The sequence below is a fragment of the Curtobacterium sp. MCBA15_008 genome (genome assembly GCF_001865065.1).
GTDB lineage: Bacteria > Actinomycetota > Actinomycetes > Actinomycetales > Microbacteriaceae > Curtobacterium.
In genome coordinates this window covers 98975-115063 of the sequence record NZ_MJGN01000075.1, presented here as the reverse complement: position 1 = coordinate 115063, position 16089 = coordinate 98975, and the positions used below count along the sequence as shown (strand labels likewise).

Annotated in this window: 15 protein-coding genes; 8 read left to right on the top strand and 7 right to left on the bottom strand. The window is 71.6% G+C overall.

The features are described from left to right. Positions 1-64: 64 nt before the first annotated feature. A complete protein-coding gene (locus BIU96_RS18775) occupies positions 65-817 on the top strand; it encodes an SDR family NAD(P)-dependent oxidoreductase (RefSeq protein WP_071294120.1) in 753 nt (250 codons plus the stop codon). Positions 818-936: 119 nt separating this feature from the next. On the opposite strand, the gene BIU96_RS18770 is transcribed toward BIU96_RS18775, so the two are convergent. Both BIU96_RS18770 and BIU96_RS18765 read right to left on the bottom strand, forming a co-directional pair. Then, a complete protein-coding gene (locus tag BIU96_RS18770; protein ID WP_071294119.1) occupies positions 937-1206 on the bottom strand; it encodes a hypothetical protein in 270 nt (89 codons plus the stop codon). A gap of 11 nt (positions 1207-1217) precedes the next feature. Continuing rightward, entirely contained in the window at positions 1218-2405 is a 1188-nt protein-coding gene (locus tag BIU96_RS18765) for an inorganic phosphate transporter (RefSeq protein ID WP_254786250.1), read from the bottom strand. An 87-nt stretch (positions 2406-2492) separates the two neighbouring features. On the opposite strand from BIU96_RS18765, the gene BIU96_RS18760 reads away from it, so the two are divergent. Together BIU96_RS18760 and BIU96_RS18755 are read left to right on the top strand one after the other, a co-directional pair. After that, positions 2493-3362, top strand: a complete 870-nt coding sequence (locus tag BIU96_RS18760; RefSeq protein WP_071294118.1) for an alpha/beta hydrolase — start codon at positions 2493-2495, stop codon at positions 3360-3362. 143 nt (positions 3363-3505) lie between these two features. After that, positions 3506-4555: a biotin/lipoate A/B protein ligase family protein gene (locus tag BIU96_RS18755; protein ID WP_071294117.1), complete on the top strand. Its 1050-nt coding sequence runs from the start codon at positions 3506-3508 to the stop codon at positions 4553-4555. Here the strand turns inward: BIU96_RS18755 and BIU96_RS18750 are convergent, their stop codons facing one another. Further along, a complete protein-coding gene (locus tag BIU96_RS18750) occupies positions 4556-6109 on the bottom strand; it encodes an ATP-binding protein (RefSeq protein WP_071294116.1) in 1554 nt (517 codons plus the stop codon). 120 nt (positions 6110-6229) lie between these two features. On the opposite strand from BIU96_RS18750, the gene BIU96_RS18745 reads away from it, so the two are divergent. Continuing rightward, entirely contained in the window at positions 6230-6559 is a 330-nt protein-coding gene (locus BIU96_RS18745) for a hypothetical protein (RefSeq protein WP_139200153.1), read from the top strand. 18 nt (positions 6560-6577) lie between these two features. Here the strand turns inward: BIU96_RS18745 and BIU96_RS18740 are convergent, their stop codons facing one another. Then, positions 6578-6862: a GNAT family N-acetyltransferase gene (locus tag BIU96_RS18740; protein WP_071294114.1), complete on the bottom strand. Its 285-nt coding sequence runs from the start codon at positions 6860-6862 to the stop codon at positions 6578-6580. 64 nt (positions 6863-6926) lie between these two features. On the opposite strand from BIU96_RS18740, the gene BIU96_RS18735 reads away from it, so the two are divergent. Next, positions 6927-7820, top strand: coding sequence for a site-specific DNA-methyltransferase (locus tag BIU96_RS18735; RefSeq protein WP_071294113.1), 894 nt, complete (start codon positions 6927-6929; stop codon positions 7818-7820). A 183-nt stretch (positions 7821-8003) separates the two neighbouring features. Here BIU96_RS18735 and BIU96_RS18730 read toward each other — a convergent pair whose 3' ends face one another. Next, positions 8004-10454: an MDR family MFS transporter gene (locus BIU96_RS18730; protein WP_071294112.1), complete on the bottom strand. Its 2451-nt coding sequence runs from the start codon at positions 10452-10454 to the stop codon at positions 8004-8006. A 272-nt stretch (positions 10455-10726) separates the two neighbouring features. Between BIU96_RS18730 and BIU96_RS18725 the strand changes: the two genes are divergently transcribed. The 3 genes from BIU96_RS18725 (at position 10727) to BIU96_RS18715 (ending at position 13580) form a co-directional block, all read left to right on the top strand. Further along, on the top strand, positions 10727-11308 hold the full coding sequence (locus BIU96_RS18725; RefSeq protein WP_071294111.1) for a hypothetical protein: 582 nt from the start codon (positions 10727-10729) through the stop codon (positions 11306-11308). A gap of 53 nt (positions 11309-11361) precedes the next feature. Further along, positions 11362-12768, top strand: coding sequence for a LamG-like jellyroll fold domain-containing protein (locus BIU96_RS18720; RefSeq protein ID WP_139200152.1), 1407 nt, complete (start codon positions 11362-11364; stop codon positions 12766-12768). 74 nt (positions 12769-12842) lie between these two features. Then, the gene (locus BIU96_RS18715; RefSeq protein WP_071294109.1) at positions 12843-13580 is read left to right on the top strand and encodes an alpha/beta hydrolase; all 738 of its coding nucleotides are present in this window, start codon (positions 12843-12845) and stop codon (positions 13578-13580) included. A 64-nt stretch (positions 13581-13644) separates the two neighbouring features. On the opposite strand, the gene BIU96_RS18710 is transcribed toward BIU96_RS18715, so the two are convergent. Continuing rightward, positions 13645-14889 (bottom strand): cellulase family glycosylhydrolase, encoded by a 1245-nt coding sequence (locus BIU96_RS18710; RefSeq protein ID WP_071294108.1) that lies wholly within the window; start codon positions 14887-14889, stop codon positions 13645-13647. Continuing rightward, complete coding sequence (locus tag BIU96_RS18705) at positions 14886-15977, bottom strand: LacI family DNA-binding transcriptional regulator (protein ID WP_071294107.1); 1092 nt, start codon at positions 15975-15977, stop codon at positions 14886-14888. The genes BIU96_RS18710 and BIU96_RS18705 overlap by 4 nt, the downstream gene beginning before the upstream one ends. Positions 15978-16089 lie beyond the last annotated feature (112 nt).

The window sequence follows — 16089 nt, the reverse complement described above, 5'->3', positions numbered from 1 at the left end:
ACGAACTGGTTTGCGGGTGTACGCTTCAGGTAGACAACAGGTGTTGCCAAGAGAGAAGGAGAACATGTCCGAGTTCGAGGGCAAGGTCGCGATCGTCACCGGCGGTGGCAGCGGCATCGGTGAGTCCATCGCGACGGAGCTCGCCGCGGCGGGTGCGAAGGTCGTCGCCACCGACATCAAGCTCGACGCCGCACAGCGCGTCGCGTCCGAGATCGAGGCCGCCGGCGGCACCGCCACCGCGTTCGAGGCCAACTCCGCCGTCGCGGGCGACAACGAGCGCATGGTGCAGTTCGCCGTCGACACGTACGGTGCGCTCCACCTCGCCGTGAACAACGCCGGCATCGGTGCTGCCCCGCAGCCGATCGGCGAGTACGACGTCGCCGCCTGGGACCGCGTGCGCGCGGTCGACCTCGACGGCGTCTTCTACGGCCTGCGCTACGAGATCCCGGCGATGCTGGCCTCCGGTGGTGGCGCGATCGTCAACATGTCGTCGGTGCTCGGCTCGGTCGGCATCGCCGAGAACGCGGCGTACGTCGCCTCGAAGCACGCACTCGTCGGGCTGACCAAGGTCGCGGCGCTCGAGTACACCGCCAAGGGCGTCCGCACGAACGCCGTCGGCCCGGGCTTCATCGACACCCCGCTCGTCCGGGCCTCGCTGTCACCCGAGGCCCTGTCGGCGCTCGAGGCCGAGCACGCCGCGAAGCGCCTCGGCACCGACGCCGAGGTCGCCGCGCTCGTGCTGTTCCTGCTGAGCGACAAGGCGTCCTTCATCAGCGGCAGCTACCACCTGGTCGACGGCGGCTACAGCGCGCACTGAGGCTGGTCGCAACGGGTCGTTCCGCGCGTGGGATGACGAATCGCGCATGGGAAGTCGGAAGTTCCGACTCCCCATGCGCGATTCCGCTTCCCACAGCAGGCGTGATGGGAAGGAACGCGCTAGTGGAACTGCGGGATCGTGAGCCAGATCCCGACGAGCACCGCGGCGACGCACACCGCGAAGCACACCACCGCGCCGGCGAGCGCGATCGGCGGGGTGTGCCCCGACCGAGCGGACTCCTGCGCGTACTGCGTGTGGTCACCGCCCGCGTCCGTCGGCTGTCCGGTGCCGAGCAGCCGCAGGCCGAGCGTGTAGACGAGCACCACGCCGACCGCGGCGACGAACCCGACGCCCGCCACGGTGGCGATGCTGGTGAAGTCGATGTCCATGCGGTCGCCCCTCAGGCCTGCGCCGGCGCGACGGCCGGGTCCTCGTCGTGGGAGTCGCGGGAACCGCCGGAGTCCCGGGAACCGTCCGCGTCGTCCTCGCGCACGTCGTCGGCGTTGATCGGCTTCCGCCGGGCGAGGACGAAGAACGCCAGGCCGGCCGCGAGCGCGAGCACGGCGACGATCACCAGGCCGAACGTGGACGTCGCGGCGAGGGCCGTGGCGAGTGCCCCGACCACCGCGGCCGCCGGCAGCGTGATCACCCACGCGACGACGATCCGGCCGACGACCGACCAGTACACGTCGGCGAGCTTCTTGCCCAGGCCGGAGCCGATCACGGAGCCGCTCGTGACGTGCGTCGTCGAGAGCGCGAACCCGAGGTGGGACGACACGAGGATCGTCGCGGCCGAGCTCGTCTCCGCCGCGAAGCCCTGCGGGGACTGCACGTCGGAGATCTTCTTGCCGACGGTCTGCATGATCCGCCAGCCGCCCGTGTAGGTGCCGAGGCCGATCGCCAGGCCGCAGGCCAGGATCACCCAGAGCGCCGGGCCGGTGCCCGCCGACTGGTAGTTCGCGGCGATCAGGGTCAGCGTGATCACGCCCATCGTCTTCTGCGCGTCGTTCGTGCCGTGCGCGAGCGACACCAGGGACGCGGAGATCGTCTGGCCGTGCCGGAAGCCCGTCGCCGCACCGTGCGTGGTCGCGTTCTTCGTGAGCGTGTACGCCAGGTAGGTCGCGACGAGGGCGATCACCCCGGCGATGACCGGGGAGAGCAGCGCCGGCAGCACGACCTTCGACACCACCGTGGTCCAGTCGACCGAGTGCAGCCCGGCGCCGATGATCGACGCCCCGATGAGGCCCCCGAACAGTGCGTGGGTCGACGACGACGGCAGGCCGAAGTACCACGTGGCGAGGTTCCAGAGCACGGCGCCGACGAGCCCCGCGAAGATCATCGTCGGGGAGATGTGGACGCCGTCCTGCCCCTCGCGGATGATCCCCTGGGACACGGTCTTGGCGACCTCGGTGGAGAGGAAGGCGCCGACCACGTTGAGGACGGCGGAGATGAGCACGGCGGTGCGGGGCTTGAGGGCACCCGTGGCGACCGAGGTGGCCATGGCGTTCGCGGTGTCGTGGAAGCCGTTCGTGAAGTCGAACACGAGGGCCACCACGATCACCAGCACGACGGTGACGAGGACGTCCATGCCGGGGACGGTAGGCCCGCCCCGCACCGGCTGCGTGAACGCCGGGTGAACAGGCTGGACCGGTCCCTGATCTGGGAGGATCAACAGGTGCCCACCTTCTCCGCAGCGCGAGGCGACGCCTCGTTCACCGACGCCCACGGTGTCGAGATCGTCTACTCCACCTGGCGGGCGGCGCGGCCGAAGGGCATCGTGCAGATCGCACACGGTGTGGGGGAGCACGGGCTCCGCTACGAACCGCTCGCGCAGGACCTCGTCCGCGCCGGGTACACCGTCCACGTCAACGACCACCGCGGGCACGGTCGGACCGGCCTCGGGCAGTGGGAAGGCGACCACACCAAGCTCGGTCGGCTCGGCCCCGGTGGTCTCCGCGCCGCGATCGCGGCCGTCGAGCAGATGACCGCGGTCGCGAAGGAGGACACCCCGGGTGTCCCCCTCGTGCTCCTCGGGCACTCGTGGGGCTCGCTCATGGCCCAGCGGATCGTGAACACCTCGTCCGGGTCGTACGACGGCGTGGTGCTCTCCGCCAGCGCGTACCGGCTGCCCGGGTGGATGAACAGCGGCGACCTGAACGCCCGGCACGCGGGGTCCGGGCCGACGAAGTTCGAGTGGCTTACCCGTGACCGGAAGGTCATCGACGCGATGTCGGTCGACCCGCTGGCGGTCGAGGCGGACGTCATCGGGCTGTTCGGCCTGGCGGACACGCTGCGACTGCTCGGGGTACCGCGACGGGGCATCCCGCACGACCTGCCGATGCTGCTGCAGGTCGGGTCCGACGACACACTCGGCGGCCCGCGCTCCGTGGAGCGGCTGGCGCAGGCGTACCGGCGGCGGGGTGGGCTCTCCGACGTGACGGTGCAGGTGTACGAGGGAGCGCGGCACGAGGTCTACAACGAGACCAACCGCGACGAGGTCGTCGCCGACCTCGTCGCGTGGCTCGACCGGGCGACAGCCCGCTGACACGGAAGCCGACGTGACCGGCGGCGGTCTGCAGGTGCGACCCACCGGTCCTGGAGGCGCGTGGCGGCGCCGCCACGCGCCTCCAGGCCAGCTGTGGACCGGCCCACCGCCGGACCGTCACCGGCCCGGAATAGGGTTGCGTCATGCACGGTGAGTACAAGGTCCCCGGGGGCAAGCTGGTCGTCGTCGACCTCGAGGTCGTCGACGGCGTCATCCACGAGTTCCGTCTGGCGGGGGACTTCTTCCTCGAGCCCGACGACGCGCTCCCGCTCATCGACCAGGCGGTCAACGGCCTGCCGGCGACGATCGACGCCGCCGGCATCGCCACGGCCGTCCGGGCGGCCCTGCCGGAGGACGCCGTGCTCCTCGGCTTCACCCCCGAGTCCGTCGGCGTCGCCGTCCGCCGAGCCCTGTCCCGCGCGAGCACGTGGCAGGAGTACGACTGGGAGATCGTCCACGAGGGGCCGATCAGCCCGAACGAGCACCTCGCCCTCGACCAGGTCCTCACCGAAGAGGTGGGGGCCGGCCGCCGCGGCCCGACCCTGCGCATCTGGGAGTGGGACCAGCCGGCCGTCGTCATCGGGTCGTTCCAGTCGCTCAAGAACGAAGTCGACCCCGAAGGGGCGGCGAAGTACGGCGTCGAGGTCGTCCGCCGGATCTCCGGCGGCGGCGCGATGTTCATGGACGCCGGCGCGATCATCTCGTACTCGCTCTACGTGCCGACCGACCTCGTGCAGGGCATGACCTTCGCCGACTCGTACGCGTACCTCGACGAGTGGGTGATCGAAGCGCTGAAGTCCCTCGGCATCGAGGCGTACTACCAGCCGCTCAACGACATCTCCTCGACGAAGGGGAAGATCGGCGGCGCCGCCCAGAAGCGTCTCGGCACCGGATCACTGCTCCACCACGCCACCATGAGCTACGACATGGACGGCGAGAAGATGGTGCAGGTGCTCCGGATCGGCCGCGAGAAGATGAGCGACAAGGGGACCACGAGCGCGGCGAAGCGCGTGGACCCGCTGCGGTCCCAGACCGGGCTGAGCCGCGCCGAGATCATCGAGCGGCTGAAGGGCACGTTCACGAAGCTCTACGGCGCGCACGAGGGGCACGTGACCCAGGCGGAGCGGGCTCGGGCGCAGGAGCTCGTGCGGACGAAGTTCGCGACGCAGGAGTGGCTCGAGCGCGTTCCCTGATCACGCGTCCCGGGGGCTGTCCTCGTCGTCGTCCTCCTCGGGCGACCGGAGGGTCAGGTCGACGCGGCTCTCCATCGGGCCCGGGCGGAACGTGGTGCGCGCGAGGGGCGCGACCGCCACGTAGGACCCCGAGTAGGTGACCTCGTCGTCGTCGGGGTCCTCGTCGTCCTCGGCGTCGTCCTCGCCGCCGGATCGGGTGCCGAGCAGCTTCCGCGTCAGCGCCGACCGCTCGGTGAGCAGCGAGTCGAGCGCCGCACGGAGATCGACGTCCGACGGCTCGGCGTCACGCAGGGCAGCGCCGAGGACGCTCCGTCGCATGAGCTCCTTCGCGAACGACCCGGTGGTGCCCTCCGCCCGCTCGGCCGCCTCGGACAGGGCCTCGTCGGAGAACGGCAGCGCCGCGGCGTACCGACGGAACAGCCGGACCCGCTCGGGCAGTTCGGGCAACGGGATCTCGACGGCCAGGTCCACCCGACCCGGACGGTCGGCGAGGGCGCGTTCGAGCACGGAGACCCGGTTCGTCGTCATCACGAACGCCACGTCGGCGTCGCCGTCGAGACCGTCGAGGGCGTCGAGCACCTCGAACAGGAGCGGCTGCGGGGAGCTGTGGCGCTCCATCGCGACGAGGTCGATGTCCTCGAGGACGACGATCGACGGCTGGAACGTCCGCGCGATCTCGGCCGCGGAGCCGATCGCCCGGATGCTCGACCCGGTGAGCAGGATGGCGGTCACACCGGGCGTCCGCGCCAGCAGGTGCCGGATGGTGAGCGTCTTCCCGGTGCCGGGCGGCCCGTAGAGCAGGACGCCGCGCTTGAGGTGCTGCCCGGCGGCGAGCAGTGCCTCGCGCTGTTCGCCGATCCCGACGACGTGGTCCACGACCTCGTCGAGCACGCCGTCGCCCAGCACGACGTCGTCGGCGGTGACCTCGGGGCGTCGGAGGAACGTCGCGCCGGCGTCGGACCCGTACTCGGACTGCACGAACGACAGCACCTGCCCCCGCAGGACGCTCCGCTCGATCATCAGCGCGCGGAGCCGCAGGAGGAAGGCGCTGCCGGCGTCCTGGTCGGCGGCGAGGATCTCGAGCGTCGCCTGTGCGCGCCCGTACTCGGGCTTCGCCGAGCGCTGCACGACGGCCACCGGGGTGCCGTCGAACGTCAGGAACCGGAGACCGAACGACACCACGCGGCGGGTGTCGTCGGCACTGGTCGCCCGCGGCGCGTAGCTCACCGGGCCCGTGGCCCAGCGCGTGTGCGGGTTGGCGACGAGCTCGCTCACCGAGCTGTGGAAGCGGCTGTCGTCGCCGGCGATGCCGACCAGTGCGTCCTCCGCGGTGCCGGCGAGCTCTTCGAGTGCGATGTCCGCGTCGACGAGCCGGTGGTCCGGGAACTCCTCGGTGACCACGGGGACGGACTGCGGGTCGACGCCGAGGTGCTCGCGGATGCGTTCACCGACGGGCGTGAGCACCGCCTGCTGCTCGGCGGCGGCGAGTTCGTTCGCCTTCTCGATGTAGCGGGCGAACGCCCGCATCAGGTCACGGTCTGCGTCGTCGAGCACGTGGTCATCCTGGCACGCGCACCCGGGCCGGACATCGTCCTGGAGGACGACGTGTGCGGATCACGAGAATCCCCCGCGCGGCTGATGTCGGCCCTCGGGACCCCACGTAGCCTCGTCAGCGTGAACTGGTTGATCCTGCTGGGGGCGGTGGCCGCCGCGGCCGTCGTGGTGTGGGTCGCTGATCGCGTGGGGTGGATCGACCTGTCGAACAAGGCCACACGCAGCGGCGGCTCCGGCGGTGTGATCTCGATGATGGACGAGGTCTTCGCGCCGACCCGTCACGAGACGCAGGCGGAGTACGAACGGCAGTCGCGCCTCCCGAGGGAAGCCCCGACGCCGGCGGACGACGACCACGACCTGCTCAGCGGCAGCGTGCTCATCAAGGTCCCCGCGGTGCGGAGCGCCGGCCGACACGAAGCCCGCGCGGGCACGCACGACCGCAGCTACTGAGCCGCGGCACGGCGCCACTCAGCGGGTCGTGAGCTCCTGGTAGTCCGGGTGCTTCTCGATCCAGGCCTTCACGTAGCTGCACTGCGGCACGACGCGCAATGAGCCGGACCGGACGTCGTCGAGCGCGTGCTCGACCAGGATCGACGCGTGACCGCCCCCACGGTGCGCGGGGTCGACCTCGGTGTGCACGAACCGGATCTCGTCGTCGTCGAGCTCGTACGCGGCGAAGCCGATGACCTCGCCGTCCTCGACCAGGGAGTACTGCTGCTTGTCCGTGTCGTTGCGGACCTCGGGTGATGCCATGACGGCGAAGATACCCGCGCTCGGACACGATCGGCTGATCGCCCGGGTACACCAGAATGAACGGGTGCAGAGCGGAGACGATCGCGGTCCGGACCGGGTGGTCCTCGGGGACAACCTCGACGTCCTGCCGACCCTGGCGGACGGTTCCTTCACGCTCGTCTACCTCGACCCGCCGTTCAACACGGGCCGCTACCAGCGCCGGCACGCGAGCGCAGCGGTCCGCGACACGACCGGCAGCGCCGACCGACGCCGCGAGACCGTGACCGGTTTCCGGGGGAGCAGCTACGAGCGCGTCCGCGGCGACCTGATGCGCTTCGACGACCGGTTCGACGACTACTGGTCGTTCCTCGAGCCCCGGCTGCTCGAGGCGTGGCGGCTCCTCGCCGACGACGGCACCCTCTACCTGCACCTGGACTACCGCGAGTCGCACTACGCCAAGGTCCTGCTCGACGCGCTCTTCGGCCGCGACGCGTTCCTCAACGAGATCGTCTGGGCGTACGACTTCGGCGCGAAGTCACGCTCCCGCTGGCCGACGAAGCACGACACGATCCTGGTCTACGTGAAGGACCCGTCGCAGTACTGGTTCGACTCGTCGGCGGTCGATCGCGAGCCGTACATGGCGCCAGGGCTCGTCACCGCCGAGAAGCGGGAGCGCGGCAAGCTCCCCACCGACGTCTGGTGGCACACGATCGTGTCGCCGACCGGCAAGGAGAAGACCGGCTACCCGACGCAGAAGCCCGAGGGGGTGCTGCGGCGGATCGTGCAGGCGTCGTCGCGCGAGGGGGACTGGGTCCTCGACTTCTTCGCGGGCAGCGGCACGACGGGCGCGGTCGCGCAGGCGCTCGGCCGACGCTTCGTGCTCGTGGACGACAACCCGGTGGCCGTCGACGTGATACGCCGTCGCCTGCCCGGTGCGTCGTTCGAGATCGCGGGACCGTCCGCCGCCTCCGCGAGCTGACGCGGGCGGGTCGACGCGCGCGGACGCGCGTGCGCAACGAGCGACGGCGTCGTCGTACGACATCGAGCATGGCGTTCCCCCGCGGCGGCAACGGTTGCAGGCGCGCAGCGACGACGAGGTCGCTGTCGGACGACAGCGACCTCGTCGTTCCGAGTCGGAAGGTCCCGACCGGCAGGTGGTCGGCTACTCGGCCGAGTGACGGCCGTGCGCGTGCTCGTCGGGCCTGGAGGCGCGACTCGGGTCCGCCGCGTCCGCTGCGGTCGGTTCCGGGGTCGCGTCGACGAGCGTCGGAGCGGCGTGGGCGGCCCGGGTCCGGATGGCACCGGTGGTGGCGGGCGGCTCGTCGACCGGGGCAGCGGCGGAGTGCGCGCCGTGCGTGGTCGCGTTCGGCAGGGGTGCGCGCGTGGCGTCGGTCGGTGCCGGCGTGGCGGAGGAGGTCGTGCCTCCAGGCAGTCCCGACCCGACCGCGGAACCGGCGGACCGGGGCTGTGACGGGACGTCCGGCGACGTCGGCACGATCGCCATCGACCCGGTGTCGGGCGAGACGAGGGACCCGGTGTCCGCTGCCGCGCGTTGGGCATCGACGGACAAGCGGTCGGCGTCGTCCTTCGCGGCGTTCGCCTGCTCCTGCAGGGCCGAGACCTTGCGGAGCGGCGGCACCCGGAAGAACCAGGTGAGGACGAACGCGAGCAGGATCACGGCGAGCCCGACCCAGTAGACGACGACCGCGGAGTCGCTGAACCCGACCAGGAACGGGCGGGTCAGACGCTTGTCCGCGCCGTTGAGGAACGAGGTGTCGCTCGTCGCGGCGCTGGACGACGAGTTCGCGCTCGAGTCACCGCTCTTGAGCTGCTTGACGAGGGCCGGCGCGACCTCGTCGACGACGTTCGACCGCTGGTCGGCGTTCGAGTAGTCGACCTGGAGCGTGCCGTCGACGACCTCGGCGTCCGCCTTCGTGGCGGCGGTCTCGAGTGCCTGCTGCTCGGCGGCGGGCTTCGCCGCGGCGACCTGCTGCGCGATGACCGCGTCGGCGGACGCAGCCGGCACCCGGCCCGCTGCGACCTGCTGCTGCACGCTCGCGGTGACCTGCTTCGTCACGGCGGCGTCGGCCGCCTCCTTGGCCTGCACGGCGCCCTTGTTGAGGCCGTCCTGCACGTTCTGCTTCACCGGGTCGACGATCTTGTTCCAGATCTGGTCCATCACGCCCTTGTTGTCGGCGGCGTTCGCGACCGAGGGGGTGAGGGCGGCGTTGAGGGCGGGCTTGAGGTCGCTCTCGTTCTGCATCGCCGCGGTGATGTTCGTCGGCATCAGGGTGAACAGCACCGAGAGCAGCACGGCGGTGCCCATGGTGCCGCCGATCTGGCGGAAGAAGGTCGCCGCACTGGTCGCGACGCCGATGTCCCGAGGGCTGACGGAGTTCTGCGCCGCCAGGGTCAGGGTCTGCATCAGCTGCCCGAGCCCGAGGCCGATGCCGAACATGCCGAGCATCAGGAACCAGAGGGGCCGGTCGGCGGTGAGGAACGTCAGGACCGTGAAGCCGATGGCCGTGAAGGCCGTGCCGGTGATCGGGAAGACCTGGTAGTTGCCGGTCCGCGAGATGATCTGGCCCGACGCGATCGAGGAGATCATCAGGCCGAGCACCATCGGCAGCATCGCGAAGCCGGACTCGGTCGGGGTGACGCCCTTCACGATCTGCAGGTAGAGCGGGATGGTCAGCATCGCGCCGAACATGCCGAAGCCGACCAGGACGGACAGCACCGCCGACATCGAGAAGACCCGCGACCCGAACAGCTTCAGCGGCAGGATCGCGTCGTCCTTCATGGCGCGCTCGACGAGGATGAACGCGACGAGGCCGGCCGCTCCGATGCCGTAGCAGGCGAAGGCCGCCGCGGAGTCCCAGCCCCACTCGCGACCCTGCTCGGCGATGAGGAGCAGCGGCACGAGCGTGACGATGACGAGGGTCGCACCCCACCAGTCGATGCGGGGCTTGCCGCGGTTCCCGAACTTCGGCAGGTGCAGGAACGTCAGCACCATGAACAGCGCGATGATGCCGATCGGCACGTTGATCAGGAAGACCCAGCGCCAGCCGGAGATGAAGAGCAGCTCGCCCGACCCGGCGAAGACCCCGCCGACCAGGGGGCCGATCACGCTGGAGATGCCGAACACGGCCAGGAAGTAGCCCTGGTACTTCGCCCGCTCACGGGGCGCGAGCATGTCGCCCATGATCGCCAGCGGCAGGGACATCAGGCCACCGGCGCCGAGGCCCTGCAGCGCGCGGAAGCCGGCGAGCATGAGCATCGACGTCGAGAACGACGCCGCGAACGACCCGAGGATGAAGATGCCGATCGCGGTGAGGAACAGCGGGCGCCGGCCGAAGATGTCGGAGAGCTTGCCGTAGATCGGCGTCGTGATCGTCGACGCGATCAGGTAGCCCGTCGTCACCCACGCCTGCTGGTCGAGCCCGTGCAGGTCGTCGCCGATGGTGCGGATCGCGGTGCCGACGATCGTCTGGTCGAGGGCGCCGAGGAACATGCCGGCCATCAGGCCGTAGATCACCAGCAGGATCTGCCGGTGGTTCATCACGGCGTTCGACGAGGTCGTCGGTGCCGCGGGTGCGGTCGCGGTCTGGGTCATGTGCAGGGTCTCCCGAAAACTTTGCGCTCGCTGCAAAGTTACATCTGCCGCAACGGGCGCGTTCGCCCGGAGCGGGTTCCTGAGTGGATCGGCAGCCGGGCGCAGCACCGGTGGGACGTCGGTCGGTTCCGCGACGAGGGGTCGACGCGGCCACGGTACGCCCGGTGTCACGGATGGGTCCACGGCCGCCGCGGCTGATTCCATTGCACCTGCTTGTGAACGTTGGTACAGTGTATTTCAGATTGCACATACCGCACTGCTGAAGGAGCACCATGCACATCACCACCCGTCAGAGCCGTCTCGCCGCGTGGATCGCGCTGCCCCTCGCCGTGGTGGCGAGCGGAGCCGTCATCGCCACCGCGTCCTACGCCGCGTTCTCGGCCTCCACGGACAACGCCGGCAACTCGTGGCGGACCGGCGCCGTCGCCCTGCAGGACGACGACCAGGGGCTGGCGTTGTTCGACGTCGCCGACCTGGTCCCCGGGGACACCGGCTCCAACTGCATCACCGTCACCGCGGACACCTCGAAGGCGTCCACGGTGAAGCTCTTCACCGCCGACAACCTCGACGAGGACGCCGTCGCCCAGCACCTCGGCATGACCGTCGAGCGCGGTGCGCTGGGGACGGCCGGGGACTGCTCGACCTTCACCGCGTCGTCGACCGTCCACGACGGCACCCTGGCGTCCCTCGCGACCGCCACCTCGTTCGCGACGGGTCTGGACTCCTGGACCCCGTCGACCGGGACCGATGCCGCGACCTACCGGTTCTCGTACGAGCTCGACCCGGGCACGCCGAACACCGCGCAGGGCGCCGCCGCCGGCACGACCTTCGTGTGGGAAGCCCAGTCCGACTGACCCGTCGCACTCCCGACCACCGCCAACCCACCGATCGAGCCCGAGGAGCCGCCATGCGACGGATGTCCGACCCGCGTCCCGCCCGCTGCACCGGTGACGCCCTGCCGGTGTCCACCGCGCTCGCGGCGCGCACCCTCCTCTGGACGCTGGTGCTCCTGGGGGTCTGGGCAGCGGTGCCCGCAGCACTGGGGTGGCACGTCACGACGGTCGTCTCCGGCTCCATGGCACCCGCCATCGCTGCAGGGGACGTCGTCGCAGCCGTGCCGGTCGACGACCGCGAGCACACGCCCGGCCGGGTGCTCCTCGTCGAGGACCCCGACCACGCCGATCGGCTCCGGCTGCACCGCCTGGAGCGGGTCGAGCGTGACGGTTCCCTGCGGCTCCGCGGCGACGCCAACCCGGCGGCCGACCGCACACCCGTCGCCCGGGACGCGGTCCTCGGCGTCGGCGTGGTCCGGGTCCCGCTGGTCGGGCTCCCCGGCACGTGGATCCGTTCCGGGGCCTGGCTGTCGCTCGCGGCCGGTGCGGCCGCCGTCGCCCTCCTCGTGATGCTGTCCCGCGTCGACCGACGCATCCTCGCCGGCGCCCCCTGCGTGCGGTGTGGTTCGCCGCGCGGAGGGATGGGGGAGACGGCGGGGGTCACCAGCGACCGCTCGGGATCGGCGGCGGGTGTCGCGACCGTGGCCGTGGCGTTGGCCCTCGTCGCCGCCACCGGCGCGAGCGCTGCCTTCTCCGGCTCCACTACCACCGCGGCGACCATGCGGTCGTCCGGGGCGTTCCCGTGCTTCTCGACGGTGCAGGGCGACCCGGTGTTCGCGTGGGACTTCTCCGAGAAGGGCGGCTCGACCGCCGTGGACTCGACCGGCTCGGGCGGGAGCGGCACCATGTCGGCCGGCGTCCAGCGCCGGAACGGGTCGTGCGCCGAGGCTCCGTCCGTGGAACTGACGGCCACCTCCGGCGCACTCGGGACCGTGGTCAGCACTCGTCGTACGACCGGGCCGGCGGTCTTCGCCGCCGAGGCGTGGTTCCGCACCGACCGTGCACAGGGTCGCGTCATCGGGTTCGGGAGCGGCGCATCGGGCACCTCCGGGTCCTACGACCGCGCGGTGTACGTCGGAGCGTCCGGCAAGCTCGTGTTCGGCGTCCACGACGACGCCTGGCCGCGGACCGTCACGTCGACGGCCCGCGTCGCGGACGGCGAGTGGCACCACGTCGTCGGCCAGTACACCGCCGGACGGCTCGAGCTCTGGCTGGACGGCACGCTCGTCGGGTCCAGGGCGGACGTGACCTCGTCGAAGCCCTACGCCGGCTACTGGCGTGTCGGGTACGACCGCATCTCGAACGACTGGTCCGACTACCCGCCGTCGAACTACTTCACCGGCTCCGTCGACGGCGTCCGGGTGTTCGACCGGCTCCTCAGCCCGTCCGAGGTCGCCGCGCACCAACAGGCCGGTCGCTGAGCCGGTTCCCCAGCGGACCGGCAGCCCCGCGGCAGCGACGGCAGCGACGGCAGCAGGTCAGTAGGGTCGCCGGCATGAGCACGCCCGACGACGTCACCGTCCACCCGGCCCTGCTGCCGGGTCCTCGGCCCGCGGTCATCGTCCTGCCCGGCGGCGGGTACGAGGAACACGGGCGTGCGAGCTCGGAACCGATGGCGGACTGGTTCGCCGGCGTCGGTGTGCACGCCTTCCTGTTCCGGTACCCACTCCGGACGCCCGACCTCGACGGTCCGCTGCACCCCGCACCGATCGACGCGACGCGGCGGGTGTTCGCGTGGCTCCGCGCCGGAGCGCCCGGGTCCGGCGTCGAGGTGGACACCGACCGCGTCGGCGTCGTCGGGTCGAGCGCCGGTGGACACCTGGCCGCCTCGCTCGCCAACGGCATCGACGACCCGGACCTCGACCGGCCGGCGTTCTGCGTCCTGGCCTACCCGGTCATCAGCATGGAGGCGCCGACCCGGCCGAGGCCCGTGGTCGGCCTGCTCGGTGACGCGCCGAGCTGGCGGGAGCGCCGTGCGCTCTCGATGGAGACCCGCGTGGACGCCCGGACGCCCCCGACGTTCGTGTGGACGACCGCCGACGACCGGATCGTCCGGGCGACCAACACGCTCGCCTACGCGGACGCCCTCGTCCGCAACGAGGTCGAGGTCGAGGTGCACGTCTTCCCGCACGGCAGGCACGGCCTCGGGACCGCCGTGCGCGAGCCGCACACGTCCCGGTGGACGCGGCTCTGCGAGGACTGGCTGCGGTACCAGCGGGTGCTGACGGACTGAGGTGGGTCGCGCCTCCAGGCCGGGTCCGGACCACCTGTCGGACTGGAGGCGCGGCGCGCGCCCGTCAGACCGCCGCGGCCTCGACCACCCGCGTCACACCGCGCTCGGCCAGCGCCGCCGGGTCTGCCGCGGTGCGGCTGGTCACCACGGTCACGGCCTCGCCGGCGGCCCGGAGGCGGTGCCAGCGCTCGAAGACGACACCGCCCGGGGCGAGGTCACCCCGTCGGAGCGGCAGGTCGTCGCCGTCCACCTCGACGACCACCGCCGCGGTGCGGACGGTCGGTGCCGGGGTCGACCGTCGGGCGTCGGCGACGACCTCGGCGTAGCGACGGCCCAGCGGTTTCACCCGGTTGTCGACGTCGATCAGGCCGAGTGAGTACTCGAGGTCCTTGAAGTCGCCGAGCTCCCGCGAGACGTCGTGCGAGCACCACCAGGTCACGGCGTGCAGCCGCTCGCTGGTGAGCGCCGCCGCGACCGTGCGTTCGAGGAACTCGGGCATGTCCGCTTCGGCGAGGTGCCGGTCCGGCGCGCCGACCTCCTGCAGCCAGACCGGACGCTCGAGGTCGGTGGCGAAGGCGCGGGCGAGCTCGATCATCCACTCGGCGTGCCGGACGGACTCGTCCGACAGGGGCCCGTACCGGTCTGCGACGCCGTTGAAGATCCACGAGTGCACCGTCGTGACGTCACCGAGTCGACTCGCGTGCGCGGGCACGAACGGGTGCCCGTCGCGGTACCAGAGGTGGTCGTTCTCGCTGTGCGTGACGACGTGGCGCGGGTCCTTGTCGCGTGGCGCCTCGAGCAGCGACCGGAGCCAGTGCGTCACCTGCGGGGTGTCGGCCGGCATCGCGGCGGGGTTCGGCGGCTGGAACTGGTTGACCTCGTTGCCGAGCGTCAGGCCGGTGAAGTTCGGGCGGTCGCGGACGGCGTCGTAGACCGCGGCGACGAGGGCCGCCTGCGCGTCGATCGCCGGCTGGTCGGTGAACATGTTGCCGTCGTGCCAGTTCACGAGCCACGCGGGCACGAAGTCGAACCCCGACATGTGCCCCTGGACCACGTCCACGCTGGCGTCGAGCCCGAACTCGGCGGCGACGTCCACCACGGCGGCGACGTCGTCGAGGGCACGGCGGCGGATCAGCGTCCGGTTCGGCTGCAGCGTCGGCCAGAGCGGGAACAGGCGGACGTGGTCGAGCCCGAGCCCGGCGACGGCCTCGAGGTCACGCCGGACGACGTCGACGTCGACGGACTGCCACTGGAACATCCAGTCCGTGGACGGCACGTAGTTCACGCCGAAGCGGGTGGCGGTGGTCATCGGTCTCCCTCGGTCGGGGTGGCCCGGGTGGCCTGGGTGGGCGTGGTGGTGGGTGCGACGGACGGAGCGGGACCGCTCGAGCCCCGCACGTGCAGCGCACGGCCGCTCACCTCGGCGTCGGTGACCTCGTCGCCGCGGACCAGCCGCTCGACCAGGGCCACGGCGGTGCGTGCGGACTCCTCGACGGGGGCGTCCAGCGCGGTGAGGGTGGGGCGGACGATCGACGACACCCACGAGTCCTCCCACGCGACGACGGAGAGGTCGTCGGGGATGCGGACCCCGAGTTCGGGCGCGTGGGCGATGACCTCGGCCGCGATCGCCTCGCCGTCGAGGACGATGGCGGTGGCCCCGTCGAGGCGGCCGAGGAGGTCGGCGACCGGGTCCTCGGCGTGGGCCCGCCAGTCGAGCACGAGGGCGTCGACGCCCCGACGGCCGGCCGCCGCCGTGAAGCGCGCGTCGCGGGAACCGGTGTGCGCGAGGGTCGGTCCGTCGCCGACGCGGGCGATCCGCCGGTGCCCGAGCGCCCCGAGGTGGTCGAGCAGCGCCTCGGTCGCATCGGCGTCGCCCACGGTGACGGCGGGGATCGTGCTGCCGGGGACGGGGGAGCCGAGCATGACGGCGGGCGCGGACAGGTGCTGCAGCAGCGAGGTGCGCGGGTCGTCGGTGCGGACGTCGACGAGCAGGAAGCCGTCGACGCGCTGCTCGGTCCACCACTGGCGGTAGACCTCGGCCTCGTCCTCGGCGCGCACCAGGGTCATCGACAGGGACCAGCCGATCGCGGCGAGCGGCTCGGTGAGCCCCGCGATGAGCCGCATCGTGAACGGGTCGCGCTGGAAGGTGTCGCGCGATCGGGCGAGCACGAGCCCGAGGCTCCGGCCGGCGCTGCCCGAGAGCTTCCGGCTCGCCAGGTTCGGCCGCCAGTTCAGGTCGTCGGCGGCCTTCCGGATCCGCGCGGCCGTGGCGGCGGAGACGTTCGGGCGCCCGTTGAACACGTGCGAGACGGCCGAGGTCGAGACGCCGGCCCGCTTGGCGACCTGCGCGATCGTCACGCGACGACGGTCGACGGCTCCGGCGGTGGTGTCGCTCATGCCGTCGAGACTAGAGGGTTGACCCATTCGTGTAAAGCGGTATACGTTGCTCGTCACCTGAAGTACACCGCTGTACCAAACGCATCGCGAACCGCTCCACCGACCACTGCCA